This window comes from Enterobacter cloacae complex sp. SHL022 (assembly GCF_049237785.1).
GTDB classification, from domain to species: domain Bacteria; phylum Pseudomonadota; class Gammaproteobacteria; order Enterobacterales; family Enterobacteriaceae; genus Enterobacter; species Enterobacter hormaechei_C.
The window spans coordinates 1-25,695 of record NZ_JBMKJH010000001.1; the positions used below are offsets into that span (position 1 = coordinate 1).

Here is a 25,695-nt window from a genome sequence, read left to right on the forward strand (position 1 = left end):
CTCATTCTGGAATGAATCGGCCATAGCAATCCCTTTCTTTAAAAGAAATAAATGTTAAGTGAGTGACGTTTGTTTACAAAGCCATATTAGAGCAAATATCCATTTGAAATCAACTTTCCAGATCAAAGATCTACCATTAGACTTTTCTTAAGAATATTCCACTAAATTAGTGTACTCATAAATGCCATAGATACATGACACACAGTAAAAATTAACTATTTATTCACATTAATTTGGCAGAAATGACTGCTTTGATTGGAAATATTGAACTTATTGTTCCATGAGGTTGAATAATTGATTTACATCAATGCATTTATTAACACACCCCGTAACAGCGCAGAGAAATAAGGCTTTAATTCAATAAATGGCCTGAATATGAAAAAATCCTGTATCGGACAAATTCAATCTTTAAAACAGTAATGACTATACTGCTACAGGAATGGCGAATAAATGACTACGCGTTTTTCGATAAACGGGAGAAAGAATCTCTCTGAAGATATTCATCATGACAATAAGTGATGGGCTGATATGAAGGGGATATTTGGTAATAATCAGGCTGTAAAACTATCAACCCTGAGAGCGGGCGCTTATGCGGTTAATGGATATTTACCATAATCACGTAGCGCCCTGACCTCTTTTTTAATGCTTTTCAATATACATTGTACGGCTGTACGCAACATCCTCCGGGTTATTTATCGGATAACCTTTAACCCATGGCTTGATGAGACGGCCATTGGTGTACTGATAAATAGGGGCAATCGGTGCTTTCTCGGTGAGGATCTTCTCGGCCATGTTGTAGTCGGCATTACGCGCTTTTTCAGTAGTTTCGAGCGTCGCCTGATGAATAATCTTATCGTAAGCAGGATCGTTGAATCGTGAGATATTCCCGCTATGGGAGGAGGTCAGCAGCGACAGGAATGTAGACGGCTCATTGTAGTCCCCTACCCACGATGCACGGATGACGTCAAAATTCCCGGTATTGCGGCTGTCGATGTAGGTTTTCCACTCCTGATTCTGCAACTTAACGTCAACACCCAGATTTTTCTTCCACATGGATGCAACGGCAATCGCGATTTTCTGGTGGTTTTCAGACGTGTTATACAGCAGCGTTAATTTTAGCGGACGCTGGGGGCCATAGCCTGCCGCCTGCAACAACGTTTTCGCTTGCGCATTCAGCTCCTGCTGTGACATCTGCTCAAATGGCGAGGTTTCCGGCGTAAAACCCGCAGTGACATCGGGAGTAAAATGCCAGGCCGGTTTCTCGCCGGTCCCCAGGACTTTTTCCGCCATAATACGTCTGTCGATAGTCATGCTGAGCGCGAGACGTACGCGTGCATCCGCGGTTGGGCCTTTTTGCGTATTAAACGCGTAGTAATAGGTCCCAAGCTGTGGCGGTGTATATACCTGTCCCGGAATATCTTTAAGCAGCTTCTGGTACATGTTTTTCGGAAACGATTCTGTAATATCGATATCGCCCGCAAGATAGCGTTTGGTCGCTGAGGACTCCTGGTTGATCGGCACAAAGGTGACTTTTTTAAGCACCGTCCTGCCGTTATCCCAGTAATGAGAATTTGGCTCAACCACCAGTTTTTCATTCACCACGCGATCTTTCAGCACATACGCACCGTTGCCAATGAGCGCGCCAGGGCGCGTCCATTCCTTACCGCTCTCCACATTGGCCTTTTGAACAGGATAAAACGCGAAGTTAGCCGTCAGATTGCTGAACCAGGGCAGCGGTTTGTCAAGCTGCACGCGCAGCGTTTTAGCATCCACCGCCGTCACGCCGAGCGTATCCGGAGCAGCTTTGCCGTCGATAATGGCCTGGGCATTGTTAATGCCCGCCAGCGCCGCAAACCAGGCGAAAGGTGACGTTGTTTTAGGATCAACCAGACGACGCCAGCTATAGACAAAATCTTGTGCCGTCACTGGGGTACCGTCAGACCACTTAGCGTTATCCCGCAGCGTGAACGTCCAGACGCGGTTGTCATTGCTCTGCCAGCGCGTCGCCACGCCGGGAACTAACTCCCCTTTTTCGTTCTGATTTACCAGCCCTTCATAGAGGTCGCGAATCACCTGTATCTCGGGCAATCCCACCGCTTTTGCCGGATCGAGCGAAGCGGGCTCATCTTTGATATGTCGAACCAGCTCCTGCTTTTGCGCCAGAACCGTTCCTTCGGGAACCTCCGCGGCATATGAAAGTGAAGAAAGCCCGCACAGCCACAGCGCAGTACAAAGAAGCGAAACAGGATGCTTCATACGATCCCCTTAATGATGTCAGGTAACAGGCAGATGCGTAATTATTTGTTTCGAAACGGAGAAATGCAAATGCTTCCTCTGGAAAGTTGATGTCAGGCAATTTTCCACACACACGGAAACTATTTGATTAAGCGCGGCTTTTGCACAACACTGCCAGAAGTGACTTTATCATCAGGGTTTACTATGGCAACTACCCGACCAAGAACGGAACGCGGCGCCTTCCCGCCCGGAACTGAACATTATGGACGCTCATTTTTAGGCGCGCCGCTGATCTGGTTTCCGGCCCCCGAGGCCGATCGCAATAGCGGCTTAATCATTGCAGGCACGCATGGCGATGAAAACTCGTCTGTCGTGACACTCTCGTGCGCGCTACGTACGCTGGCCGCCGATTTACGACGTCATCATGTGATTTTGACCGTCAACCCGGACGGTTGTCAGCTTGGATTGCGGGCGAATGCACGCGGCGTTGACCTGAACAGGAACTTCCCGGCGGCAAACTGGCGCGCCGGTGAAACGGTGTATCGCTGGAACAGTTCGGCGCAGGAGCGAGATGTGGTCCTGCTCACGGGAGACAAACCCGGTTCCGAACCGGAGACTCAGGCGTTGTGCCAGCTTATTCATAAGATCCACCCGGCCTGGGTTGTCTCTTTCCACGATCCCCTCGCCTGTATTGAAGATCCTCGTCATACGGCGCTCGGGCAGTGGCTGGCGGATGCGTTTGCTCTACCTCTGGTGAGCAGCGTTGGCTATGAAACACCCGGGTCGTTTGGCAGCTGGTGCGCAGATCTCAGCCTTCACTGTATCACCGCAGAGTTTCCGCCCATCTCCTCGGATGAAGCGAGCGAAAAATACCTGCGGGCGATGACAGATCTCCTGCGCTGGCAGCCTCAAAGATGAAGTACGCCGGAGGTAAAATTCAGCGCGGGTGAGACGTCAACCGCCAGCCAGGTTGGGCCGTCAAGATCGGCAAAACGCACGCTGTTCACCAGCGGGAGCGCAGCGCCGATCGCTCTGGACGTGCACAACATACAGCCCAGCATCAGAGCAAAGCCTTGCGCCTGCGCATCTTGTGCCAGTGCCAGGGCCTCGGTTAATCCACCTGTTTTATCCAGCTTAATGTTCACCATTTCGTAGCGTCCATTGAGAGCTGACAGGCTCGCACGGGTATGACAGCTTTCATCTGCACAGACGGGAAGCGGATGAATAAAATTCGCCAGCGCGGCATCGTCTCCTGCCGGGAGGGGTTGCTCCAGCATAGCAACGCCCAGATCGGCAAGCAGCTGACAACGGGCTGCCAGCCCTTCGCTGTGCCATGATTCGTTCGCATCGACGATAAGAGTGGCATCAGGTACCGCCGCACGAATGGCGACCATGCGTTCGCTAATCAGACGATCGTCGAGCTTCACCTTTAATAATGTTGCACCTGTGGCATACAACGCCTGAGCGCTGGCGGCCATTTGCTCTGGTTCACCGATGACCACCGTTTGCGCGGTGACGATCGATTGCGGCAGCGTAACGTCCAGCAGCGCAGGCAGCGGTTTTTGTTGTTTCGCCGCTTCCAGACTCCAGAGTGCGCAGTCAATCGCGTTGCGTGCCGCGCCGGCCGGCAACCGAAGCTGAAGAGCCTCACGCGTCAGGCCCGCCTGCAACTCGGGCACTACCGTCATAATTTGCGCCATGACTGACGCCAGGCTTTCTCCGTAGCGAGGATAAGGGGTACATTCCCCGACGCCTTTTACGCCGTCCTCTTCACATTCAACCACGACCACGCAGGCCTCATTACGGCTGCCGCGCGAGATCACAAACGGGGTGTGCAATGGCCAGGCTTCTTCATAGACCTTAACGCTTCTCATCACTGACTCCTTGCAGGCCGGAAAGGCAGAAAATTGGTTTGCCGTGCTAACTGCGGATGACATACACTAGCCACGACGTTAACTATTTGTAAACAGGAAGATACCTATGTCACAACTCGTTCATTTCCAGGGCAACCCGGTTGCTGTTGCAGGTTCCATCCCACAGTCTGGCAGCAAAGCACAGCCTTTTACTCTGGTGGCTAAAGATCTGTCTGACGTCACGCTGAGCCAGTTTGCTGGCAAACGTAAAGTCCTGAACATTTTCCCAAGCATCGATACTGGCGTTTGCGCTGCATCAGTGCGTAAATTCAACCAGCTGGCGACCGAAATGGACAACACCGTAGTGCTGTGCATTTCTGCTGATCTGCCGTTTGCCCAGTCCCGCTTCTGCGGCGCTGAAGGCCTGAGCAACGTCATCACCCTATCCACTCTGCGCAGCCCGGATTTCCTGGAAAAATACGGTGTTGCCATTTCCGAAGGCGCGCTGAAAGGTCTGGCTGCTCGTGCGGTGCTGGTGATCGACGAAAACGACAACGTTGTTTTCAGTGAGCTGGTGAACGAAATCACTACCGAACCGGATTACACCGCTGCACTTGAGGCGCTTAAAGCCTAAACGTAAAAAAGCCTCTGCAAAGAGGCTTTTTTATTTATTCGTCACCCTTCTTCTGATTTAACCCATACTCGCGCAACTTATTCGCAATCGCGGTATGTGACACCCCAAGACGTTTAGCCAGCTTGCGCGTGCTCGGATAGCTGCGATATAGCTGCGTTAACACCGAACGCTCGAAACGGCTGGTGATGTCATCCAGCGAGCCTTCCATTGCCTCTTCGCCTACCGAGACCGTCCCGGCATCGTAATCCGGCAATAGAATATCCTGAGGGCGCAGTTCATACCCTTCAAGCTGAGTTAATGCGCGATAGACCGCATTTTTAAGCTGACGAATATTGCCCGGCCAGCCGTAACGCGTCAGCACGGTGCCCAGGTCGGCAGAGAGCTTCGGACGCGGCACGCCCTGCTCATCGGCAAAACGGGCCACGAACAGTTCTGTCAACGGCATGATGTCCTGTGGGCAATCGCGCAGCGGCGGAATATTGAGCGTCAGAACGTTGAGACGATAGTAGAGATCTTCGCGGAATACCCCTTTCTGCACCAGCTCCACCAGGTTTTTCTGGGTGGCGCAGATGACGCGCACGTCCACGTGAACTTCATGATCTTCCCCCACGCGGCGGAACGTGCCGTCATTGAGGAAACGCAGCAGTTTCGCCTGCATGCGTGGCGACATTTCGCCAATCTCGTCCAGCAGCACCGAGCCGCCATTCGCCTGTTCAAAGAAGCCTTTTTTACCTTCCGGCGCATGCCCGAACAGCTCACTTTCAACGGCATCTTCAGGAATAGAGGCGCAGTTCAGCGCCAGATACGGTTTTGCCGCACGCGGGCTGGCCATGTGCACAGCATGCGCCAGCAGATCTTTCCCCGTACCGGTATCCCCGGTAATCAGCAGCGGCGCCGTAAGATTTGCCAGCTTGCGCGCCTGGTCGATCACATGACGCATCTTCGGGCTCACCGCAATAATCTGGCTGAATGCGCCGACGTCCTGGCTGGAAAGGTTCTGTAACTGACGCCCCATTCGCACCGTGGAGCGCAGCATGATCACTGCGCCGGTCAGCACCCGCGCGGCATTTTCCCCTTTCAGGTAGACCGGCGTGATCTCCATCAGGAAATTCTGTCCGTTGATGACGACATGCTCGCTATGGGTATTTTGCGGGTTGCTGTCCAGCCAGCGCTGGAAATTAAAACCGGTGATCAGTTGCGTGGCGTGGTGCCCGATAAGTTTTTCCTGAGTCTGCGCAAACAGCTGGCAGCTGGCCTGGTTAACGCGCTCGACTTTATTTTTCAGATCGAGAGAGAGAAACGGCTCCGGCATTGCTTCCAGCAGCGCGCTCAGCGCAAGATGTTCCCGCTCGGACGGCATCCAGGGGATGGTGCGTACATCCGTAACGCCAGCGATACGGCGGATTTCCGCCATCAGGCTACTGAAGGTATTAAATTCAATTTCGGCAAAATTGAGGTAAATTCGCCCGACAGGGTCGATCTCTATGCCACGTAAATCAATGCTACGTAAAACAAGAAGATCGAGTAACTCGCGGGTCAGACCGAGACGGTCCTCACAAAAGACTTCCAGACGCATGGGAAATTCACCGTTTAAGCCAATAACAGTAAAATGATATGTCAGATCACGGTGTTCGGGAAGGTGGCTGTCAACAAATATTGACAGCCCGCACGATTAGTAAACAAAACCTCACTGAGCAGGTTTTTTATTGAGCGTCTCTTTAAGCTGGCCAATCAATTCGCGACGGAAATCCCCCAGCCGCGGCTTATCGCCATCGATCCAGGGGAGTGGACGACAAACCTCCATCGCTTTGATACCCAGGCGTGCCGTCAGCAGACCGGCACCAATCCCCTGCGCCGCCCGGGCAGAGAGACGCGCCGCAAGATCCTGCGACATCCAGTCCATCCCGACCTCCCGTTCCAGTTCGCTTGCCCCGGCGAAGGCGATATTCAGCAACACCAGTTTGAACAGGCGCAGTCGGCTGTAATAGCCAAGCTCAATGCCGTACAGCCTGGCGATGCGGTTGATCAGACGCAGGTTGCGCCAGGCGATAAAGGCCATGTCCACCATTGCCAGCGGACTGACGGCGATCATCAGGGTAGATTCCGCCGCCGAACGGCTGATCTCACGACGAGCCTGCGCATCCAGTACCGGCTGAACAATGTGCGCATAGAGCGTGACCACTTCCTGGTCATTCTGGGTTTCGTGGATCGCCGCATACCAGCGCTGAAGCGCCGGGTGAGAGTGATCTATCCCGGCCTGAGCCGCAAGCTTTTCACAAAAAGCACGCCCTTTTCCTGTGCCGTGACTGTGCAGCAGATCCCGCGCTTCATCGCGTTCGTGGGCACGCTGACGCAAACGCCAGAGGCGACGCCACTCGCTGACGACTGAGCCAACGCCCGCACCAACAATCAACGCCCCGGCGGCGCATCCCCCCAGCGCCACCCAGTCCTGCGTTTGCCAGGCATTGACGCCCCACTGCACGCCCTGGCCGATTACGCTCACACCAAAAAGGGCTAACCCGGCGGTCACCATCTTACGCCACAGGCTGCGTTTCGGGCGCAGTGCCGCATCAACCACCGCTTCCGCCTGCCCCTCTTCAACCATCGGCTCGTCTGCCAGCACGGGAGCAAAGTTGTCAGCCTGCGGGCCGCTGAAGGTTTGCGCCGTTTTGAACGCCTCATGGGGCGTCTGCTCAAGCTGGCCGGTAAAATCAATGCGTGGTTTTAACGGTTCCGTCATCGCAATTTATCTCCAATTAAAAACTCCAGCGCAGCATCCAGACGGATATGCGGCAATGGCTGGTCAACGTTCATGCTCTGCGGACGGAAGGCTTCGAACTGAAAACCCTGGCTTTGCCAGAATGCCTGGCCCGGCAGACGCGCCGGAACTTCCCCCGGATAGACCGTGAGCGGCTCACCGTCGCTGAGACGGTTGCCCCGCAGGGCCGGAATTTTCTCGCCATTCAGGTCAATCAACCCACTCTGCGTTGCCTGTACGGACGCCAGCCCCAGACAGTCCATGCTGATCCCTTCGAAGGCCGCATTCTGCCAGGCATCCTGCACCAGCTGTTGCAGCAGGGATACCATGTTGGCGTGCTGATCGACCGTCACATGGTCAGCTTTTGTGGCGGCAAACAGCAGCTTGTCGATGACCGGCGAGAACAAACGGCGAAACAGCGTACGCTGGCCATAATGAAAGCTTTGCATCAGCTGCGTCAGCGCCAGCCGCATATCATTGAACGCCTGCGGCCCGCTGTTGAGCGGTTGCAGGCAGTCCACCAGCACGATCTGGCGGTCAAAGCGTAAAAAGTGATTTTTATAAAAGCCCTTAACCACCTTCTCACAGTAATAATTGTATCGCTCGCGGAGCATACCGGCGTTGGTGGTCTTGTCCGCCTGCGCCAGTTTCGATTCGCCGATGCTGTCAACGTCCGGCCACGGGAAAAACTGTAGCGCGGGAGCACCGGCTAAATCACCCGGCAGAACGAAGCGGCCCGGCTGAATGAAATGCAACCCCTCCTGCTTGCACTGATGCAGGTAATCCGTCCAGGCTTCGGCTATGACGGCCAGACGGTTTTCATCCGCCGGCGCCAGCGGGTCCAGCCCTTCGCAAAGCTGGCGCCATTTGGTCGACCACTCTGCCCGCTGCCCCTGCAACAAACCGGTCATCTGTCGGGACCAGTTCAGGTAATCCTGCGCCAGCATCGGTAAATCGAGCAGCCATTCTCCCGGATAATCCACAATTTCGAGATAGAGCGTGGACGTTTCTTTGAAGTGACGCATCAGGGATTCATTCGAGCGGAAACGCAGCGCAAGACGGATTTCGCTCACGCCACGCGTCGGGGTGGGCCAGGCGGGAGGTTCCCCGTATAACTGCGCCAGACCTTCATCATAGGTGAAACGGGGGATGCCAAAATCACGTTGCGGTACGCGTTTCACCCCCAGCAACCGCTCCTCGCGCACTGCGCTAAGCAGTGGCAGGCGCGCCCCTGCATGCAGGTTCAACAGCTGATTGACCATCGCCGTAATGAATGCTGTCTTACCGCTGCGGCTCAGCCCCGTCACGGCAAGACGCAAATGGCGATCAACGCCACGGTTCACCAGAGAATTGAATTCGTTTTTAAGTCGCTTCATCGCCGTCCTTCATTGCCTGGAACCCTGAAAAAAGTCACTTCAGAATACAGTAAATTGGGGCAGATCGTTGATTATCAATTCTTAATTATTGCTATTGCCGTTTTCTCTCCAGTAAGATGGGCGCAATTGCTGTCCGTCTGGAGTGAGTAAGGTGTATGTCACCCACCATCTATGATATTGCCCGCGTTGCTGGCGTTTCGAAATCAACCGTGTCGCGCGTTCTGAATAAACAAACGAATATTTCTCCTGAAGCGCGCGAAAAGGTGTTGAAGGCGATAGAAGAATTAAATTATCAACCGAATAAACTTGCCCGCGCACTCACCTCTTCTGGCTTCGACGCCATTATGGTTATTTCGACCCGTTCAACCAAAACCACCGCAGGGAATCCGTTTTTCTCTGATGTACTGCATGCCATAACGGCAAAAGCAGAAGAAGAAGGTTTTGATGTTATTTTACAAACGTCCAAAAGCAGCGAAGATGATCTGCAAAAATGCGTGGGTAAAATAAAGCAGAAGATGATCAAAGGGATCATCATGCTAAGCTCGCCGGCGAACGAGTCTTTTTTCGCGACGCTGGACGAATACGGTGTGCCCGTGGTCGTTATTGGTAAAGTGGAAGGCAATTACCAGAATATCTATTCTGTCGACACGGATAATTTCCACGACAGCGCCATATTAACCGACTCATTTATCAAACATGGTCGCACTAAAATTGCCTGCCTGCATGCCCCGCTCGATTATCACGTTTCTATCGATCGCCTGGCGGGCTATAAATCGAGCCTTGAGAAGCACGGTATTGCGATTAATCCGGACTGGGTTATTGATGGCGGATATACCCATGAAAGCGCGCTTCAGGCGGCCTGTCAGCTACTCTCATCAGACAACCCGCCTGATGCAGTTTTTGCGACGGACAGCATGAAATTGCTAAGTCTTTATCGTGCCGCGGATGAGCTAAATCTGACGATCCCGGAACAGGTCGCAATGGCAGGATACAGCGACCCGATGCTATCTCTCATTTTAACCCCTGCACCAGGCGGTTTTGATATCCCCACGAGAAAGCTGGGCGAAGAGAGCTGCGATTTGTTGTTCAGGTGCATTGCGGGTAAACCTGCCCCGCATAAGGTATTGGTTGAAACGCATTTTTCAGATGCGGCTTCATTACGCTAAAAACCAGGGGCAAACGCCCCTGGTGAAGTGTTATCAAAACGCGTAATTCACGCCGATACCGGCATAGTGGAAGCGGTCACTTTCCCCTTCGTCATGGTTTTCCCATTCGTAGGCATATTCCAGCGTCATGGATAAACCATTGTTAAAATCATAGGCGTACAGCATACCCAAACGGTTGAAATCATGTCCTTCACGCTCAGGATCGTCTTGCCAGTCCCAGTTTGACCAGCGATCGAGTCCCAGACGGGTATAAGGCGTTAGTGTCGTCTGACCCAATGAAATCGGCAGATAGGCGCGAATTTCCTGAGTGGAGAATTCACCGTTATTACGTGAACTGTCCATATTGAAACCCCGCTCTAAATAGTAATTAACTTTTGCAGAGACGGTTTCGTTAATTGTCCAGGTAAAACCGGTTTCCGTTTCAACACGGCTGTCAGAATAACCGGTTTTTGCCAGGTCATTCGCAAACTGGTACATGGCAAACCATCCGCCAAAACGCCAGTCATCGGTTAATTTTACATCCCAGTCCGGTTGAATTTTATAGCGCTGCATATTTGCGCTGCCCGCTTTCGCGCCATCCTCATCTTTGAAATGATAGCTGTAATTACGGAAACCACCCGTCAGTCCCAGCGTGAAATCATCGGTACCAATAATACGATAGCGTAATTCTACTTCGGGACGATCGAAATAGGTGCCGCGCGTCATGCTACTGTAATCAACCGGCCCTTCCTGATACATAGCCAGCGAAATGGTCCATGCATCCCAAGTGGCATTAAACCACACGGAGGGTTCATATAATCCATCTTTATCGTCGGCCTGACCTTCGACGTTTTCAATTTCATACATGGCGCCAATATTAAATTCCCACTGTTTGGCTGATTCAGTTGCTTGCGCGCAGCTCACCCCTGCGCACAGGACGAGCGCAGCACTTCTTAGTAGAGTACTCATTAAAATATTCCTTTATAATTAACATACAAAAAACCGGAAACTTTCATTTCCGGCGAACACCTTTCTTATCTAATAGCTGTTTCAGTATCAGCATCGAAGAAATGGCACTTATTCATATCGAACTGGATGCCGATATTATCTCCGGCAACGTAATCATCCGCCGCTCCCGCACGGACAACCAGTTCATGCCCACCCACGGTGGCATAAAGCATAAATTCAGCCCCGGTCAGCTCAGCAACGCTGATCTTCGCCGTGATGTTTTCGCCGCTTCGCTGTACGGTGAGAATATCTTCCGGACGGATCCCAAAGACAACCGCTTTACGCTGGTAACCTTGCGCATTCAGTACGGCCAGCTTGTCCTCCGGGATCTCCAGACGCAGCGTTTCCGTCACAAAATAGCGGTCGTCGATTGCGCCACGAATGAAGTTCATCGCCGGTGAGCCAATAAATCCTGCAACGAACATATTCGCCGGCTCGTTGTAGACCTGCTTCGGCGCGCCCACCTGCTGAATGATGCCGTCCTTTAAAATCACGATGCGGGTCGCCATCGTCATGGCTTCCGTCTGATCGTGCGTCACGTAAATCATGGTGGTATTAAGCTTCTGATGCAGCTTGCTGATTTCAGCGCGCATCTGCACACGAAGTTTGGCATCAAGGTTGGATAAGGGCTCATCCATCAGGAACACCCCCGCTTCGCGCACTATCGCCCTGCCTAACGCCACGCGCTGACGCTGACCGCCGGACAACGCGCCAGGTTTACGCTGGAGGTAATCGCGCAAGCCCAGGATCTGTGCCGCCCAGGTAACGCGTTCTTCAATGACGGAGGGCGCAATTTTTTGCATTTTCAGGCCAAACGCCATGTTGTCGTAGACCGTCATATGCGGATAGAGCGCATAGTTCTGGAAGACCATCGCGATATCACGGGACTTTGCGGGAACATCATTCATGCAAACCCCGTCAATAATCAGTTCACCCGCGCTGATCTCCTCGAGGCCGGCAATCATTCGCAGCGTCGTGGATTTCCCACAACCCGATGGACCGACGAAGACGATAAATTCTTTGTCTTCAATTTCGAGGTTGAAATCCTTCACCACGTGGACCTGGTTATCATAAATTTTCTGAATGTGTTTCAGAGACAGTTGAGCCATTATTAATTCCTTATCAATACGCCCGGGATGCCCAGAAAGCCGTCAGGCGTTCCCAGGTCAGTTCCTGCGTTGAATGAAGTTGTAATCCCGCATGGTTCAGGCCAGGCCCAATCCCGACCGACAGCATTCCTGCGGCGTTGATCGCATCTACCCCTGCGGCGGCATCTTCGATACCAATGGCCTCTTCAGGACGCACGTTCAGTCCTTTACAGGCCGCAAGGAAGATTTCCGGGTCCGGCTTTGAGCGGCTAATACGCGAAGCATCGGCGCAAAAATCGAAAGCCTGATGAATACCCAACGCGTGCAAAATCCCAGGAGCATTAAGCGATACGGATGCCAGGCCAATTTTGACCTTCGCGGCGCGAATATCCGCCAGCACGTCGCGAATACCCGGCAGCAGCGAATCCTGCGTCAGTGATGCCAGCGACTGGAAGTAAAGCGCGTTTTTTTTCGTCGCCAGCGCCAGGCGCTGCTCGTCACTGAACATCCCCTCTTTCCCGCCATGTTTCAGAATGCGCTGGAGGGAGTCCATACGGCTTATTCCCTTCAGCTGTTCGTTAAATACTTCATCGAAGGTGATACCAATCTCCTCCGCCACGGCGCGCCAGGCCAGAAAGTGAAGATGCGCGGTATCGGTGATCACCCCGTCCAGATCGAATACAACAGCGTTAAGCGTCATGGCGCCCCTCCGTGGTAGCGGTCCCATTAACAGGTACAAGAAAGTCCTTACGCTCACAGACCTTTCGCCCTGATACATGCAGCGTTTCACCCCACAGCGTCAACGTGACAGGTGCGGTGGTTTCAATGGTTAACAGGTCATCTTCACAGGTAATGTGCATTGTTGCGCCCCGCCACCGCAGCGGGAAGGCGAGTTTCTGCCAGTGAGCAGGCAGCTTCGGCGCAAGATGCAGCTCCCCTTCGCTAATGTGCAGGCCAGCAAATCCCTGAATGGCGCCCAACCAGATCGCACCGGTGGCGGCAGCATGAATACCGTCATCACTGCTGTGCGGGTCGTCCCCCAGGTCGATGGCAATCCCATCGCGCCAGAAGGCATACGCCCCCTCGGTGTCACCGCAACGTGCGAGCACAATGCCGTGAATGGCTTTACTCAGGGATGAATCATGGATCGTGCGTGGCTCGTAGAACGCCAGATTGGCGGCACATTGCTGCGGCGTAAACCGTTCCGGCAGCAGGTAGTTAAGCATCACCACGTCGGCCTGCTTCAGGATCTGCATCTCGTTCACTTCCGCGCGAGAGTAATCAAGCAGAATGGTTTGCTTACCCGCTTTGGCTTTATAGCGGCTCAGATCGATGGCAGGTTTTGCCATGAAGGTATCATCCTGCGGGATCACACCCTCTGCGTCGGCCTCTGGCAGCCACAGGCGCGCCAGGAACTTACCGGCATTCTCCGTAAAACGCGCATCTTCACGCCCAAATTTCGCCATAAACTGACGCGCGCAGGCCACGTTGTGCCAGGCCAGATAGTTGGTGTAAGCGTTGTTGTTGACATGCTCGGTGTATTCATCCGGTCCGATCACGTCATGGATCTCAAGACGACCATTAATTTCCGTCGCGCGTCCCATCCAGAACGAAGCGGTTTCCATCAGCAGCGTCAGACCCTCATTGCGCATAAAGGCATCGTCGTGTGTTGCCTGCCAGTAAGCGACAACGGCCCAGGCAATATCAGCCACGATGTGGTGTTCAGCGAGTGCGGAGGCGACCTTCTGGCGAACCCCGGTGCGGATGTTAATGGCTGCGAATTCTGGCGTCTCTTCCTCTCCGCTGGCGGCGCTTTCCCACGGGAACAACGCGCCCGGCCAACCGTTACGGCGTGCTTTTTCACGCGCGCCAGAAAGATTCAGCCAGCGATAGCGCAGCAGGCTGCGGGCAATCTGTGGACGGGTAAACAGATGGAACGGCAACAGGAAAATTTCGGTATCCCAGAAGACGTGCCCTTTGTACCCTTCCCCCGTCAGCCCTTTCGCGGCAATGCTGCTTCTTTCGCTATGGGCTGGCGTCATTGTCGTCAGGTGCCAGACGGCATAATCCAGTGCAAGCTGATCCTGCTGTTCTGCACAAGTCACTTCCACCCGAGCGTCACGCCAGACCGCTTCCCAGGCGTACGCTGAGCTTTCAAGCAACGCATCGTAGCCTCTTGCCGCGCAGACTTTGAGATCGGCCAGCGCGTTGCGGGCGAAAGACTCCTGTGAGAGCGCTTTATCGCTGCGATGGGTCAGCCAGACGATCTTCTCAAGCGTGACGGTGTCACCTTGCGAGATAGTCAGAGAATGATGAACGCTGAGGCGACGATTTTTGGCGGTGAAACAGCTGTCGCTCTGAGCGGAGAGCTGACAAAACGCCGAAACAACAACTTCAGACGCCCGGTCCTGCGTTTCATACACACCCTGCATGTAGTGCTGGTCAAAAACCCTGACCGAGATTTCATCCAGATGCTGCCTGCCGCTGTTCGTCTGTGTCGCATCTATGCCGGTTTTCAGCACGGCCTGAGCGGCGCCATCAAGCGGTGTAATCGAGAGCCGCATTGCCACTAAGGGCAACTGGTCCAGCGAAACAAAACGACGGCTCTCGAGGCGATAGCGTTTTCCGTCCGGCGAACGCCAGACAACGTTACGATGCAGTTCGCCGTTAGCAAAGGCCAGCTCGCGTTGCCACTCAAGAATTTCGCCTGAAAGGAGCGTGAAATTGACGCCGTCCAGCTCAACTTCAACCCCGGTGACATCCGGCAGATTGATCAGCTCTGTGGTTTCGTTGCGTCCCGCGCGATGATACAGCCCCGCGAGATACATGCCTCTGGTCTGCTGGGTGTAATCTTCTTCATGCGTGGCGCGAATGCCCATGTAGCCATTGCCGCAGGCCATAATGGACGCGTACTTATTCAGGCTATGCGGGCAAAAGCTCGGATCGGTTAATACAGACTGGTTCAGCATAACGTCACGCTTTCCCCTGTTTCCGCGGCTTCATATAACGCCGCGACTAATTGCTGGATCACCAGCCCCTGCTCCGCATCGGCAATCATGACCGGCTCGCGCAATACGTGGCGAACAAACGCGTCCATACTGCGCAGATGTCGGCGATCGTCAGCTTCTTCCCGCTGGGTCAGCGTCTGTAAAACACCGGCTTCGTCGTTATAAATGTGTGCCGGGAACAGCGTTGCACCCGCCTTCTCACCGCAGAAAGAGACGTTCATGATCGACTGCTCGCGGATATTAAGCGCAAAAGAGGTATCCAGACGCAGAATGCCACCGTTGCAGAACTCAATCGTGCCAAACAGGGCATCTTCCACGGTAAACTGCGCAGGATCCCATTCGCCAAACTGGCCGGTGTGTTTCCGGTTCCCCAGTCTCTGGAAGCTGTGCGCGGTTACCCGCTTCACGGGCGGGAAACCCAGCACGTACATCGCGGCGTCCAGCATATGAATGCCGATATCGATCAGCGGCCCGCCGCCCTGGAGCGATTTATTGGTGAAAACGCCCCACCCCGGCACACCGCAACGACGCAGCGCCTGCGCGGAGGTGAAGTAAATTTCACCGAGCGTTCCGTTCATTACCGCATCGCGCAGGAGCTGGGTATCCAGCGCAAAGCGATGGTGAAAATCGTACGCGAGGACTTTTCCGGCCTTGCGCGCCGCGAGACGCATCTCATCCGCCTGGTGCGGCGTCATCGCCGGCGGCTTTTCACACATCACATGACAACCTGCTTCGAGAGCCGCCATCACATGTTCAAAATGGAACCGGTTAGGCGAACAGACGCTCACCACATCCGGTTTTACTTCCTGCAACATCTCGTGAGCGTCCTGCCATGCCGATGGAATAGCATAACGTTCCGCGAACGCCTGTGCCTGCTCAAGGCGGCTGTCCATGACAGCCACCATTTGAACATCACTGTGCGTGGCGTAATACGAGGCATGCACTTTGTCTGCAACCTGCCCGGCGCCAATGATGGCGACGCGCAGAGGCAAAGGTGTAGAAGCACTCATCACGCTCGTCATCCTTAGCATTCACGCAAGTAAGTGAGAGAGTCCTTATAGGCCTGAGCCGGATCGTCGGCACGCACCCGGCACTCGTACACGACGTAACCCTGATAATTATCGGCACGCAGCTGATCGAACAGGCTGGCGAAATCGAGGCTGCCGCTGCCCGGCTGATAGCGGTGGTTATCAGCAATGTGCACATGACCCAGCAGGTCGCGGTTCTGATGCATCGCTTCCGTCAGGGAGTCTTCTTCAATATTCATGTGGTAGAAATCACCGATGATCTGCACGTGCTTCAGGCCGTTCTCTTCGATATAACGACGCGCGTCGGCCAGAGTGTTGATCATATGATCCTGATAGCGGTTCAGCGGCTCCAGGTAGACGGTAGTACCGGTGCGCGCTGCCACCTCATCCAGCCAGCGCAGGGAAGCGCTGACCGCTTTGCGATCGCCGTCCAGACTACGTGGCGAAGTCATTGGCGGCAGACGGAAGGTAAACATCCCCCAGGCAGCCGGAACGATAATCCCCTTTCCGCCCACTTCTGCCAGCGCTTCCAGAATGCGTTCAATCTGCTGTAGACCGTTCAGGCGGCGTTCTTCAATGAAATCCCCGATCCAGCCATCGTATCCGCCACAGGCCGTCGTGACCGGCAGGCCGGTGGCTTTGATAGCCGCTTTTACTTCGTCGAGGTTTTCCACCAGCAGTCGGCCATCAATTTCGTAGCCATCAAATCCCATCGCTTTGATGTATTCGAATTTTTCCATGATAGCGGTCGGGAAAAAGGCCTGGTTTTGTGTTGCGATTTTCATGATTGCTGTCCTTAGCTTAAAAAGTGACGCCCATTTTGATACTGAGTTCCGGGTGCTGATCGACATACTTCATATAGCTTTCCGGGCTGGTGGTGAAGGTGACGACCGGGTCGATCAGATCTTCGCAATTGAGATAACCGTTCATCAGCAATTCCCAGCAGGTCTCTTCAATACGCTTGCGGCTCCAGCGCGGATAATCCGGGTTGGGTTCACTGCATGCGCGGGAGAAGACAATTTTGGCGTTATTGAAGTGTGCTTCGCGACCAAGGTTGAAGCCTGCCGCAAACGGCTTGGCGAAAGCCACGTAGGAGATCGTTCCACCGTAGGCGAGACCGCGCAGCGCAGATTGCAGCGCATCTGCAAATCCGCTGGTTTCGATGATCACATCGGCGCCCTGCTTGCCGGTCAGTTTCTTAATTTCCAGACCGACATCGGTACCGATTGGGTTCAGGCAGTGGTCTGCACCGTGACGGCGGGCGATCTCACAGCGATGTTCGATAGGATCGACACCAATAACCACTGACGCGCCGGCTTTTTTCGCCAGCTGAATCGCAATCTGGCCAATCGCGCCCAGCCCCACAACCACGACGAAATCCCCTACGCGGACGTTAGCATCACGCACGCCGCTCATGGCGAACTGCGCCGGATCGTAGCAAACGGCGTTTTTCCAGGATGCGCCCTGCGGCATTTTGCGCAGCTTATAGTTGTTCACCGCGTTTACGATGACCGTTTCCTGCAACGGGCCGTAGCAGCAGACGCTGTCGCCGATCTGGTATTCCGTCACGTCCGCACCACATTCGATAATGTCGCCGACGATCATGTTCCCCAGCTGGAATTTACCAAATTCGATGCCGCGCGCTGCACCTTTTTCACGCGGGGTAAACATCTGCCACTCAGCGTTGAACTCTTCATCGATGAACGGGCTTGCCGCGCGGAAATCCACGACTTCGGTGCCGTGTTTCGGGGCACCATAACGGGCACGAATCTTCACCTCATGTGCTGCAACAGGACGATCTTCGTATTCCACCAGCGCCGCTACACGAGGCGCTGTCGCAACTAATTTTTTCATGACTGACTCCTTGTTAATATCGGCCGCCTCAGCCCTTCACGCCGCCGGCGGTCAAACCACTTTTAATGAAACGTTCAGACAGGGCATACATAATGACGACCGGAAATGCCGTTACCAGCGATGCCGCCATCATGCGACCCCAGATGTAATCTGGCGTACTGAAGAGCGTGTTCAGCCCCACCGGCAACGTGAAGTTGCTGGCGCTGGACAGGAAAATGGAGGCGAACAGATAGTCATTCCACGCCACCATGAAGCAGTAGACAAAGACCGACACCAGACCCGAGATCGCCAGCGGGACGGTGATGCGGAAGATGATTTGCAGGCGGTTCAGGCCGTCCATCATCGCGGCTTCTTCGATTTCGTCCGGGATGGTGTCGAAATAGCTGCGCAGCATAAAGACCGCGGTAGGCAACGTCTGCGTCACCATGGTGATGATCAGCGCCAGTTCGGTGTCATAAATGCCGAGCGCGGTGATGATTTTGAACAGCGGCACCACCAGCAGGATCCCGGAGAACATATAGACGGTGTAGAAGCTCGCATTGATCGTCGTACGCCCTTTAAAGCGCAGTTTGGATAACGCATATGCGCCCAGCGTGCCGAGAAACACCGCAATGACCGAGGAGGTCAGCGACACCACCATGCTGTTACGGAAGTAATCCACAAACGGGAAAATCAGCGGGTTAAAGATGTCGATGTAGTGCTGTAGCGTCCACTCCTGCGGCAGAATGGTCGGGTGCAGCGAGATCGCCTCTTTCGCGCTTTTGAATGACGTCATCAACATTACAAAAAACGGAAACAGCGTGATAATCAGGAATACCGCCAGTCCCAGATAAAAACCGATACGGCCCAGAACGCGTTTATTTGTTGCCATTGAGGTTTACCCTTTTTCTGGTCAGCAGAATGACCGCGAAGATGATCACAAACAGCACAACGGAAATGGCGGCTGCTTTACCCAGGTCATTGAACGCAAAGGCGGTTTTGTAGAGATATACGCCCAGAATGTCGACCTTGGTGGTGAGCAGATACACATCCGCAAACATGTAGAACATCCAGATGGTTCGCAGCGTGACCACCGTGGCCAGCACCGGCATGATGGCGGGCAACGTCACGATACGAAAACGCTGCCAGGCATTCGCCCCGTCCATCTCTGCCGCTTCGTACAATGATTTATCAATGGTCTGCAAAATTGCGAGGAACGAGATAAAGGCGTACGGGAAGTAACGCCAAATGGCGAACAGCACAACCAGGACAAAACTGCTGCCAGGATTATCGAACCACAGCGGCGCCTGATCGTAGAGATGCAGCAGATCAACGCCCAGGTAGTTCACAATCCCGTAGCCGTTGTTGAACATGTATTTCCAGGCAAATACCAGTGAAATAGACGGCGTCACGTAGGACAGAATCACCAGTGAACGTGCCGTTTTCCGCATGCGGAATTCACGGTTAAAGAAGATCGCTACGGCCAGTCCCAACCCGGTGCTGCCGAGCACGACCAGGGCCGTATACCAGAACGTCATCCACAGGGAGTGCCAGAACGCAGCATCGCCCAGAATGCGAATGTAGTTATCCAGGCCGACGAACACCGCATCAATACGCGGGTTCAGCGGTAAACGTAAAAAACTGATTTCAATGTTGGAAATCATTGGCCAGGCCACCAGGCCCCCCAGCAAAATCAGGCTGGGGGCCAACAGCAGCATGGCGAAAGGCATATCTGAACGACCAGAAAACAACGTCTTCATAATTCCCTTCGCAAAGCGCTCCTATCGTTGTGAGATCAGGTCAGTCAGTTTCTTCTGGCTGTTGCTTAACGTCGCATTGAGATCTTTTTGTCCCACCGTTACGTTATGCACCATGGAACTGATAATGCCGGACCCGGTAACATCTCCCATGCGGGTAAAGTTTTTGTCGCCTACGGCGCCAAATACCTGGACGTTCGGGAACTGCGCAATCAGCTCGTAAGGCAGTTGACCAAAGGCTTTGATCACGTCGTTGTTTTTCCAGCTCTCAGTGCCCACCACGAGTTTGTTCACCGGCAGCGCCGCACCAGGGGACATCATCACCCAGTCAGACGCGTTTTGAGCCTGCTCCATCCAGGTCACAAATTTTTCTGCCGCCTGCGTTTCCTCTTCGGTCTGGCCGGTCGTGATCGTCAACGAGGTGATCATGCCGTACACGGCTGATGATTTTTCCGTCGGGACCACGAACCCCAGGTTGGCCGGATTGCCATCTTTGTAGACCGCGGGCAGGATATAGGTGGAGTAAACGGCCATCGGCGCAGAGCCGTTCATGAAGGCGTCTTTGATCTCCATGACATCATTCGAGCCCGGCATGGTGTTCGCGGCCAGTGCCCGATAAAACGCCAGCGCTTTCGACATTTCAGGGGTATCGATTTTCACGTTGCCGTTTGCATCAAAGACGTTGGCTCCGCCTGACAACGCAAACTGCGAGAAAGCCTGCTCGGTCATGACGCTTTCTGCGGTTGGCAGCGCGATACCGTAATGTTTTTTCGCCGGATCGTTGAGCGACTGACTGGCCTTCAGCAGTTGCTCCCAGTTGTGCGGTTCTTCGATTCCTGCTGCCGCGAGCGCATCTTTGTGATACCAGACGCCGGACAGCCAGGCGCTAACCGGCACCCCCGTCCATGCCTTGCCGTCTTCAGTGCGAACAACGCGTAAAATGCCGTCATAAAAGGTATCTTCACCGACGGCTTTAATCGCGTTGCCGATCGCGTCACGGTCCAGCAGTTGCTCTTTATCCATGACTTTGGCGTAGTCATGGCTGACTTCAATCACTTCCGGCAGCGCGCCGGTACGGGCCAACGTAATGACCTTGGTGTTATAGGCATCTTCCTCAACGGGTACCTGTTTCACCGTAATAGTCGGGTTCTCTTTCTCGAATTTTTCGATCAGTTTCGTAATAACTGCCTGACGCTCCTGTTCTACCGACGAGTGCATAAACTCAATGGTGACCTGAGATGCTTTATCGTCCTTACAGCCTGATAACAGGGCGCACGAAACCAGTGCTGATAACAGCACAATTTTAGGCATTTTCATTTTAGGGTCCTTTTTAGTTTTCTTTAATCCACATTACCTGCCATGGATTGAGGTTCAGTTCCGTACCGCTAATATCGTGTCCTGATAGTAATTCCCTACCAAAGAGCGTTTGTCCATAAATGGTCTGCATTTTATTGCTAAAATTAAATAATGCTGTCATTCGCTCGCCATTTTCAGCAACACGAACAATTTTAAGAATATGTTCGCCGATTGCGTCAAAAATAGCCTGGCTATCCGGATGGAACGCACTCTCGCCGCGACGAATAGCAATAAGCTCACTCAAACGAGAATAAATTTGATAACGAATACTCTTCTTATTATTGAGTTCCAGATCAACCTGACCTGCGGTGTATTTCTTCCTGTTTATTGCGCGGTTATATCCAAGACGTTCGACACCTTCATAATCGTTACGCGAACCGAGAATGCTTTGAATATATACAGCCGGTACGCCAGGAAAACTTAACAACACAGCATGCGCCAGGATGAACCGCGCAATGCGCTCATCATCTGAGCTGTCTCGCAAACTCAACGCATCAAGATAGGTGACATTAATTTCATAGGGGCTTCGCGTACCGTCAGGATTATTTTTCCAGTTGACCAGCGCGCCTTCCTGCTGAAGCTTTTCAACCAGCGAGAGGATCTCTGATTCCGGAAGGATGCCGCGTAACGGGTTCAAACCGATACCATCATGCGAGGCCAGGAAATTAAACCAGGTGGTATGAGTTGAAGACAGCGCCAGTGACCCCGCCCACTGGCATAGGGCTTTAACATCCTGACGATGAACAGCATGCAGCACCAGCGGAGGTAAGGAAAACTGATAGACCATCTGGGCTTCATTTTCACCATCACCGAAGTAAGAGACATTGTCTTTGTGGGGAACATTTGTCTCAGTGATGATCACCGTTCCAGGCGCCACAGCGTCCGTAATGGCGCGGAACAGCTGGATAAGGCAATGGGTTTGTTCCAGATGGATACAGGTGGTTCCCGGGATCTTCCACATAAACCCGACCGCATCCAGACGGATATAACGCGCCCCTTCCATGAGGTAATGGAGCAGAACGTCAACCATGGCAATCAGCACCTGCGGCGAGGCGAAATTGAGATCGATCTGGTCATCGCTGAATGTGGTCCACAGATGACGAACGCTGCCATCATGAAGCGTGAACGGCGTCAGCAGCGGTAATGCGCGTGGACGCGTCACCGCGGATAAATCGGTTTCGGGGTCGACAGAAATAAAGAAATCTTCGTAGCCCGGCTTCTGCGCAAGATAATTAGCAAACCATTCGCTTTTCGCTGACATATGATTGCAAACGAAGTCAAACATTAAGCTGGCTGAATGTTTTAATTCCGCGACATCTCGCCAGGTTCCTGTTTCAGGAGCAACCTCGTGATAATCAATAACGGAAAATCCATCATCCGAAGACCACGGATAAAAAGGTAACAGATGGACATGGGAAAACGTACGAGAAAGCCATTCATTATAGAACCGGGTAAATACCGGCAACGCTTGCTCCCCTTTTGTGGAGAACTGATCGGCATAGGTAATCAGCACAACGTCTTTTTCATCCCAGCCTGACTTACGCTTTTCCGTAATATTAGCCGCCGCTTTTTCAAGCTTAGTTAATAACACGTTAAGGTGTGCATCTGAAAATGATTCACCGTAGATATGATTGATGAGTTTTTTAATTTTTGCGTTCACATTATTTTCCATGGTAGCGGTCCCACGGAGTGGCAATCTACTCCCATGAAAAATAACTGTCAACGGACCCGGGGGCAGAAAGCAGCATTCTCAGCGCAGCGCAACGCATTATTGTGAGCTGCCGCAAAGAAAGCAGAAAAGCAGAAGAAACGCAGAAAGGAAAGTCATGCCCCTTCTCTGGGGGAGAAAGGGCTTATGCGGGAGGATCTAGCGTGACAAGTAGCGCCGGGAAACGCGTTTTGCCAGTTTCTGTAACAGCGGCTCCAGAGCGACCGCCAGCATCATTCTGACCGGCTTGCGGGCAACAGACTTGATCGCCCAACCCGCCACACCGGCCGGGCCATAACGTAACGCCGTCATCAGAACCAGTTTACCTGCGATTTTCAGGCCGGGTTTTACCTTCTGACCGGCCTGTTGCCAGTTTTGTTTCATGTAAGTTCTCTCTTAAAGCTGACGAAAACGACTTCTCAGCGTAAAGGTATCGGAGGTGACATAACGTTCCATCTCGCGCAATCGCTTCTCCCCTGCGCTCAGCTGTTCATCCACCGCGTTCAGGAGATCGCTGCTGGTTGGCGTGTTCTCAGCATTCAGCTCACCTTCCGGCATAGGATCGAGTACAAACGACAGAATGATGTATGCCACCAGTGTAATAAAGGCCAGACCGAAGAAAATCGACAATACGGTGACCACACGCACCAGTTTTACCGGGACATCCAGATAGTGCGCCAGCCCGGCGCAAACGCCCCGAACCATGCCCTGCTGTGGGAGCCGCCACAGTTTTTTATTCAGATTCAGTCCAGCCATTACCGTTCCCTCCAGTTTGGGTGTTCCGCGTCCAGGATGGCTTCCAGCGCCTGAATACGTTCGCGCATTTTATTTGCCTCGGCAGAGAGCTGCGCCAGCCGCTGTTGTTCACTCTGCGACAGCTCACCGCGTGAAGAGCGGTTGCTGTAGTGCAGCCATAACCAGATGGGCAGAACAAACAGCACGAAAATGGTCAGGGGTATAGCCAGAAAAAGCGCGCTCATGTGTACTCCTTGTCTAACGATGCGGCACGCTCAGGTGCCGCAGGAATTATTATTGGTTGTCTTGTTTCATTTTGGCTTTCAGCGCAGCCAGTTGCTCGCTAATTTCATCATCGGCCTTCAGGTCAGCAAACTGCTGATCCAGGGTTTTCTGCTTACCGATGCTGTGGCTTTCGGCTTCCGCTTCCATGTGGTCGATACGACGTTCAAACGATTCGAAACGCGCCATTGCTTCATCCAGTTTGCCGCTGTCCAGCTGGCGACGCACGTCGCGGGACGAGCTCGCAGCCTGGTGGCGCAGCGCCAGCGCCTGTTGACGTGCACGGGTTTCGCTGAGTTTGTTTTCAAGCTCACCAATCTCTTTCTTCATACGCGTCAGAGTATCATCCACCAGCGTCACTTCATGTTCCAGCGTGGCAACCATGTCGGTCAGCTTCTGCTTCTCAATCAGCGCAGCGCGGGCCAGATCTTCTTTATCTTTACGCAGCGCCAGTTCCGCTTTTTCCTGCCACTCGTTAAGCTGGGCAGTCGCCTGCTCGATACGACGTGTTAACTGCTTTTTCTCTGCCAGCGCGCGGGCGGAGGTGGAGCGTACTTCAACCAGCGTGTCTTCCATCTCCTGAATCATCAGGCGCACCAGCTTCTGCGGATCTTCCGCTTTCTCCAGCAGCGAGTTGATGTTGGCGTTCACGATGTCGGCAAAACGAGAAAAAATACCCATAATTCAATCCTCATAGTTCTGTTATCGGGCGATGCCCTGCTGAACAGATAATACAAATCCCATGCCAACTTTTTATCTTATTGATTTTACTCAATGTGATTGATATTTATCCATCCAGCGGCTATTCTCACCTGGTGAATATCACTAAGGAGTGGTTAATTTCATCATGGCTGAATATAAAGATAATTTGCTTGGCGAAGCCAACAGCTTCCTGGAAGTGCTTGAACAGGTTTCGCGCCTCGCGCCGCTGAATAAACCGGTGCTGATTATCGGTGAGCGCGGAACGGGTAAAGAACTTATCGCTAACCGCCTGCACTTTCTGTCTGGCCGCTGGGACGGCCCTTTTATTTCCCTTAACTGCGCGGCGTTGAATGAAAATCTGCTCGACACCGAGCTGTTTGGTCATGAAGCTGGCGCCTTTACCGGCGCACAAAAACGCCATCCCGGACGCTTTGAGCGCGCCGATGGCGGAACGCTCTTTCTCGACGAGCTGGCGACCGCGCCGATGCTGGTGCAGGAAAAGCTGCTGCGCGTCATTGAGTATGGCGAACTGGAACGCGTTGGCGGCAGTCAGCCGCTCCAGGTTAACGTTCGCCTGGTGTGCGCTACTAACGCCGACCTGCCCGCGATGGTGGCAGAAGACAAATTCCGCGCCGACCTGCTGGACAGGCTGGCTTTCGATGTCGTTCAGCTGCCGCCGCTGCGGGAGCGGCGCAGCGATATCATGCTGCTGGCCGATCAGTTTGCCATTCAGATGTGTCGGGAACTGGGCCTGCCGCTCTTTCCGGGCTTTAGCGAACAGGCCACTGAGACCCTGCTCGGTTACCACTGGCCGGGCAATATTCGTGAACTGAAAAACGTGGTGGAACGGTCCGTTTACCGGCATGGCAGCAGCGAAACCGAACTGGACAACATTATTCTCGATCCGTTTCGTCGCGAGGATAAACAGCCCCCGGTTCCGGCGACGCGCCAGCAGGATCCGGCGTTGCCGCTCGATTTACGCCAGTTCCAGCATCAGCAGGAACAAAACTTGCTCGAGCAGAGCCTGAAAGAGGCGAAATATAATCAGAAACGGGCGGCTGAACTGCTGGGCCTGACCTACCATCAGTTAAGGGCATTGCTCAAAAAACATCAAATGCGCTGACATTATCAGCACTTACCCCCAGACATTTTTACGAAGCAGGCGTAAGTGCGATACACTTTGCAGATC

Annotated in this window: 24 protein-coding genes; 4 read left to right on the forward strand and 20 right to left on the reverse strand. The window is 53.4% G+C overall.

The features are described from left to right. Positions 1-639: 639 nt before the first annotated feature. Positions 640-2,256, reverse strand: coding sequence for a peptide ABC transporter substrate-binding protein (locus ACOTZD_RS00005; RefSeq protein WP_048247263.1), 1,617 nt, complete (start codon positions 2,254-2,256; stop codon positions 640-642). Between the two features lie 183 nt (positions 2,257-2,439). Between ACOTZD_RS00005 and mpaA the strand changes: the two genes are divergently transcribed. Further along, entirely contained in the window at positions 2,440-3,153 is a 714-nt protein-coding gene (mpaA, locus tag ACOTZD_RS00010; RefSeq protein ID WP_137048625.1) for a murein tripeptide amidase MpaA, read from the forward strand. On the opposite strand, the gene ycjG is transcribed toward mpaA, so the two are convergent. Next, on the reverse strand, positions 3,144-4,109 hold the full coding sequence (gene ycjG / locus ACOTZD_RS00015; RefSeq protein WP_072139935.1) for an L-Ala-D/L-Glu epimerase: 966 nt from the start codon (positions 4,107-4,109) through the stop codon (positions 3,144-3,146). The genes mpaA and ycjG overlap by 10 nt on opposite strands. A 106-nt stretch (positions 4,110-4,215) precedes the next feature. Here ycjG and tpx point away from each other — a divergent pair, with 106 nt between their 5' ends. Continuing rightward, complete coding sequence (tpx, locus tag ACOTZD_RS00020; RefSeq protein ID WP_003856889.1) at positions 4,216-4,722, forward strand: thiol peroxidase; 507 nt, start codon at positions 4,216-4,218, stop codon at positions 4,720-4,722. A gap of 34 nt (positions 4,723-4,756) precedes the next feature. Here the strand turns inward: tpx and tyrR are convergent, their stop codons facing one another. The 3 genes from tyrR to ACOTZD_RS00035 form a co-directional block, all read right to left on the reverse strand. Then, positions 4,757-6,298 carry a transcriptional regulator TyrR gene (gene tyrR, locus ACOTZD_RS00025; RefSeq protein WP_003856887.1) on the reverse strand — a complete coding sequence of 514 codons (1,542 nt, stop codon included), beginning with the start codon at positions 6,296-6,298 and terminating at the stop codon, positions 4,757-4,759. A 111-nt stretch (positions 6,299-6,409) separates the two neighbouring features. Then, positions 6,410-7,462: a TIGR01620 family protein gene (locus ACOTZD_RS00030; RefSeq protein WP_421636241.1), complete on the reverse strand. Its 1,053-nt coding sequence runs from the start codon at positions 7,460-7,462 to the stop codon at positions 6,410-6,412. Then, on the reverse strand, positions 7,459-8,856 hold the full coding sequence (locus tag ACOTZD_RS00035; RefSeq protein WP_045336517.1) for a YcjX family protein: 1,398 nt from the start codon (positions 8,854-8,856) through the stop codon (positions 7,459-7,461). The genes ACOTZD_RS00030 and ACOTZD_RS00035 overlap by 4 nt, the downstream gene beginning before the upstream one ends. A gap of 155 nt (positions 8,857-9,011) precedes the next feature. On the opposite strand from ACOTZD_RS00035, the gene ACOTZD_RS00040 reads away from it, so the two are divergent. Beyond that, positions 9,012-10,022, forward strand: coding sequence for a LacI family DNA-binding transcriptional regulator (locus ACOTZD_RS00040; RefSeq protein ID WP_003856881.1), 1,011 nt, complete (start codon positions 9,012-9,014; stop codon positions 10,020-10,022). A gap of 33 nt (positions 10,023-10,055) precedes the next feature. Here ACOTZD_RS00040 and ACOTZD_RS00045 read toward each other — a convergent pair whose 3' ends face one another. The 15 genes from ACOTZD_RS00045 to pspA all read right to left on the reverse strand — a co-directional run bounded on the left by ACOTZD_RS00045 (position 10,056) and on the right by pspA (position 24,485). Continuing rightward, positions 10,056-10,970 (reverse strand): OmpG family monomeric porin, encoded by a 915-nt coding sequence (locus tag ACOTZD_RS00045; RefSeq protein WP_023314240.1) that lies wholly within the window; start codon positions 10,968-10,970, stop codon positions 10,056-10,058. A gap of 65 nt (positions 10,971-11,035) precedes the next feature. Continuing rightward, a complete protein-coding gene (locus ACOTZD_RS00050; RefSeq protein WP_003856876.1) occupies positions 11,036-12,118 on the reverse strand; it encodes an ABC transporter ATP-binding protein in 1,083 nt (360 codons plus the stop codon). Between the two features lie 13 nt (positions 12,119-12,131). Next, positions 12,132-12,797 (reverse strand): beta-phosphoglucomutase, encoded by a 666-nt coding sequence (gene pgmB, locus ACOTZD_RS00055; RefSeq protein ID WP_023324784.1) that lies wholly within the window; start codon positions 12,795-12,797, stop codon positions 12,132-12,134. After that, positions 12,787-15,066: a glycoside hydrolase family 65 protein gene (locus tag ACOTZD_RS00060; protein ID WP_059294431.1), complete on the reverse strand. Its 2,280-nt coding sequence runs from the start codon at positions 15,064-15,066 to the stop codon at positions 12,787-12,789. The genes pgmB and ACOTZD_RS00060 overlap by 11 nt, the downstream gene beginning before the upstream one ends. Beyond that, positions 15,060-16,118, reverse strand: coding sequence for a Gfo/Idh/MocA family protein (locus ACOTZD_RS00065; RefSeq protein ID WP_121301500.1), 1,059 nt, complete (start codon positions 16,116-16,118; stop codon positions 15,060-15,062). Before ACOTZD_RS00065 ends, ACOTZD_RS00060 begins: the two co-directional genes overlap by 7 nt. Before the next feature lie 11 nt (positions 16,119-16,129). After that, positions 16,130-16,918 (reverse strand): sugar phosphate isomerase/epimerase family protein, encoded by a 789-nt coding sequence (locus tag ACOTZD_RS00070; protein ID WP_059294430.1) that lies wholly within the window; start codon positions 16,916-16,918, stop codon positions 16,130-16,132. Between the two features lie 16 nt (positions 16,919-16,934). After that, entirely contained in the window at positions 16,935-17,987 is a 1,053-nt protein-coding gene (locus tag ACOTZD_RS00075) for a zinc-dependent alcohol dehydrogenase (protein WP_003856866.1), read from the reverse strand. Positions 17,988-18,015: 28 nt separating this feature from the next. Beyond that, positions 18,016-18,858, reverse strand: a complete 843-nt coding sequence (locus tag ACOTZD_RS00080; RefSeq protein ID WP_059294429.1) for a carbohydrate ABC transporter permease — start codon at positions 18,856-18,858, stop codon at positions 18,016-18,018. Continuing rightward, the gene (locus ACOTZD_RS00085) at positions 18,845-19,726 is read right to left on the reverse strand and encodes a carbohydrate ABC transporter permease (RefSeq protein WP_003856862.1); all 882 of its coding nucleotides are present in this window, start codon (positions 19,724-19,726) and stop codon (positions 18,845-18,847) included. Before ACOTZD_RS00085 ends, ACOTZD_RS00080 begins: the two co-directional genes overlap by 14 nt. 21 nt (positions 19,727-19,747) lie before the next feature. Beyond that, complete coding sequence (locus tag ACOTZD_RS00090; protein ID WP_003856860.1) at positions 19,748-21,040, reverse strand: ABC transporter substrate-binding protein; 1,293 nt, start codon at positions 21,038-21,040, stop codon at positions 19,748-19,750. A 13-nt stretch (positions 21,041-21,053) separates the two neighbouring features. Further along, positions 21,054-22,751, reverse strand: coding sequence for a sugar phosphorylase (locus tag ACOTZD_RS00095; RefSeq protein WP_059294433.1), 1,698 nt, complete (start codon positions 22,749-22,751; stop codon positions 21,054-21,056). A 195-nt stretch (positions 22,752-22,946) separates the two neighbouring features. Then, positions 22,947-23,171 (reverse strand): phage shock protein PspD, encoded by a 225-nt coding sequence (gene pspD / locus ACOTZD_RS00100; RefSeq protein WP_003856857.1) that lies wholly within the window; start codon positions 23,169-23,171, stop codon positions 22,947-22,949. Positions 23,172-23,183: 12 nt separating this feature from the next. Continuing rightward, positions 23,184-23,543: an envelope stress response membrane protein PspC gene (pspC, locus tag ACOTZD_RS00105; protein ID WP_045333121.1), complete on the reverse strand. Its 360-nt coding sequence runs from the start codon at positions 23,541-23,543 to the stop codon at positions 23,184-23,186. After that, positions 23,543-23,767: an envelope stress response membrane protein PspB gene (gene pspB, locus ACOTZD_RS00110; RefSeq protein ID WP_003856853.1), complete on the reverse strand. Its 225-nt coding sequence runs from the start codon at positions 23,765-23,767 to the stop codon at positions 23,543-23,545. Before pspB ends, pspC begins: the two co-directional genes overlap by 1 nt. Positions 23,768-23,816: 49 nt before the next feature. Further along, positions 23,817-24,485 carry a phage shock protein PspA gene (pspA, locus tag ACOTZD_RS00115; RefSeq protein ID WP_022651342.1) on the reverse strand — a complete coding sequence of 223 codons (669 nt, stop codon included), beginning with the start codon at positions 24,483-24,485 and terminating at the stop codon, positions 23,817-23,819. Between the two features lie 151 nt (positions 24,486-24,636). On the opposite strand from pspA, the gene pspF reads away from it, so the two are divergent. After that, entirely contained in the window at positions 24,637-25,629 is a 993-nt protein-coding gene (gene pspF / locus ACOTZD_RS00120) for a phage shock protein operon transcriptional activator (protein ID WP_160863291.1), read from the forward strand. Positions 25,630-25,695 lie beyond the last annotated feature (66 nt).

What these genes read in the sequence shown, in the direction of transcription:
- ACOTZD_RS00035 (WP_045336517.1), bottom strand. Translation starts at nt 8,856, where the DNA reads ATGAAGCGACTTAAAAACGAATTCAATTCTCTGGTGAACCGTGGCGTT.
- ACOTZD_RS00040 (WP_003856881.1), top strand. Translation starts at nt 9,012, where the DNA reads ATGTCACCCACCATCTATGATATTGCCCGCGTTGCTGGCGTTTCGAAA.
- tyrR (WP_003856887.1), bottom strand. Translation starts at nt 6,298, where the DNA reads ATGCGTCTGGAAGTCTTTTGTGAGGACCGTCTCGGTCTGACCCGCGAG.
- pspD (WP_003856857.1), bottom strand. Translation starts at nt 23,171, where the DNA reads ATGAAACAAAACTGGCAACAGGCCGGTCAGAAGGTAAAACCCGGCCTG.
- ACOTZD_RS00095 (WP_059294433.1), bottom strand. Translation starts at nt 22,751, where the DNA reads ATGGAAAATAATGTGAACGCAAAAATTAAAAAACTCATCAATCATATC.
- ACOTZD_RS00050 (WP_003856876.1), bottom strand. Translation starts at nt 12,118, where the DNA reads ATGGCTCAACTGTCTCTGAAACACATTCAGAAAATTTATGATAACCAG.
- ACOTZD_RS00090 (WP_003856860.1), bottom strand. Translation starts at nt 21,040, where the DNA reads ATGAAAATGCCTAAAATTGTGCTGTTATCAGCACTGGTTTCGTGCGCC.
- mpaA (WP_137048625.1), top strand. Translation starts at nt 2,440, where the DNA reads ATGGCAACTACCCGACCAAGAACGGAACGCGGCGCCTTCCCGCCCGGA.
- ycjG (WP_072139935.1), bottom strand. Translation starts at nt 4,109, where the DNA reads ATGAGAAGCGTTAAGGTCTATGAAGAAGCCTGGCCATTGCACACCCCG.
- pspC (WP_045333121.1), bottom strand. Translation starts at nt 23,543, where the DNA reads ATGGCTGGACTGAATCTGAATAAAAAACTGTGGCGGCTCCCACAGCAG.
- ACOTZD_RS00030 (WP_421636241.1), bottom strand. Translation starts at nt 7,462, where the DNA reads ATGACGGAACCGTTAAAACCACGCATTGATTTTACCGGCCAGCTTGAG.
- ACOTZD_RS00085 (WP_003856862.1), bottom strand. Translation starts at nt 19,726, where the DNA reads ATGAAGACGTTGTTTTCTGGTCGTTCAGATATGCCTTTCGCCATGCTG.
- ACOTZD_RS00075 (WP_003856866.1), bottom strand. Translation starts at nt 17,987, where the DNA reads ATGAAAAAATTAGTTGCGACAGCGCCTCGTGTAGCGGCGCTGGTGGAA.
- tpx (WP_003856889.1), top strand. Translation starts at nt 4,216, where the DNA reads ATGTCACAACTCGTTCATTTCCAGGGCAACCCGGTTGCTGTTGCAGGT.
- ACOTZD_RS00070 (WP_059294430.1), bottom strand. Translation starts at nt 16,918, where the DNA reads ATGAAAATCGCAACACAAAACCAGGCCTTTTTCCCGACCGCTATCATG.
- ACOTZD_RS00060 (WP_059294431.1), bottom strand. Translation starts at nt 15,066, where the DNA reads ATGCTGAACCAGTCTGTATTAACCGATCCGAGCTTTTGCCCGCATAGC.
- pspA (WP_022651342.1), bottom strand. Translation starts at nt 24,485, where the DNA reads ATGGGTATTTTTTCTCGTTTTGCCGACATCGTGAACGCCAACATCAAC.
- pspB (WP_003856853.1), bottom strand. Translation starts at nt 23,767, where the DNA reads ATGAGCGCGCTTTTTCTGGCTATACCCCTGACCATTTTCGTGCTGTTT.
- ACOTZD_RS00045 (WP_023314240.1), bottom strand. Translation starts at nt 10,970, where the DNA reads ATGAGTACTCTACTAAGAAGTGCTGCGCTCGTCCTGTGCGCAGGGGTG.
- ACOTZD_RS00080 (WP_059294429.1), bottom strand. Translation starts at nt 18,858, where the DNA reads ATGGCAACAAATAAACGCGTTCTGGGCCGTATCGGTTTTTATCTGGGA.
- pgmB (WP_023324784.1), bottom strand. Translation starts at nt 12,797, where the DNA reads ATGACGCTTAACGCTGTTGTATTCGATCTGGACGGGGTGATCACCGAT.
- ACOTZD_RS00005 (WP_048247263.1), bottom strand. Translation starts at nt 2,256, where the DNA reads ATGAAGCATCCTGTTTCGCTTCTTTGTACTGCGCTGTGGCTGTGCGGG.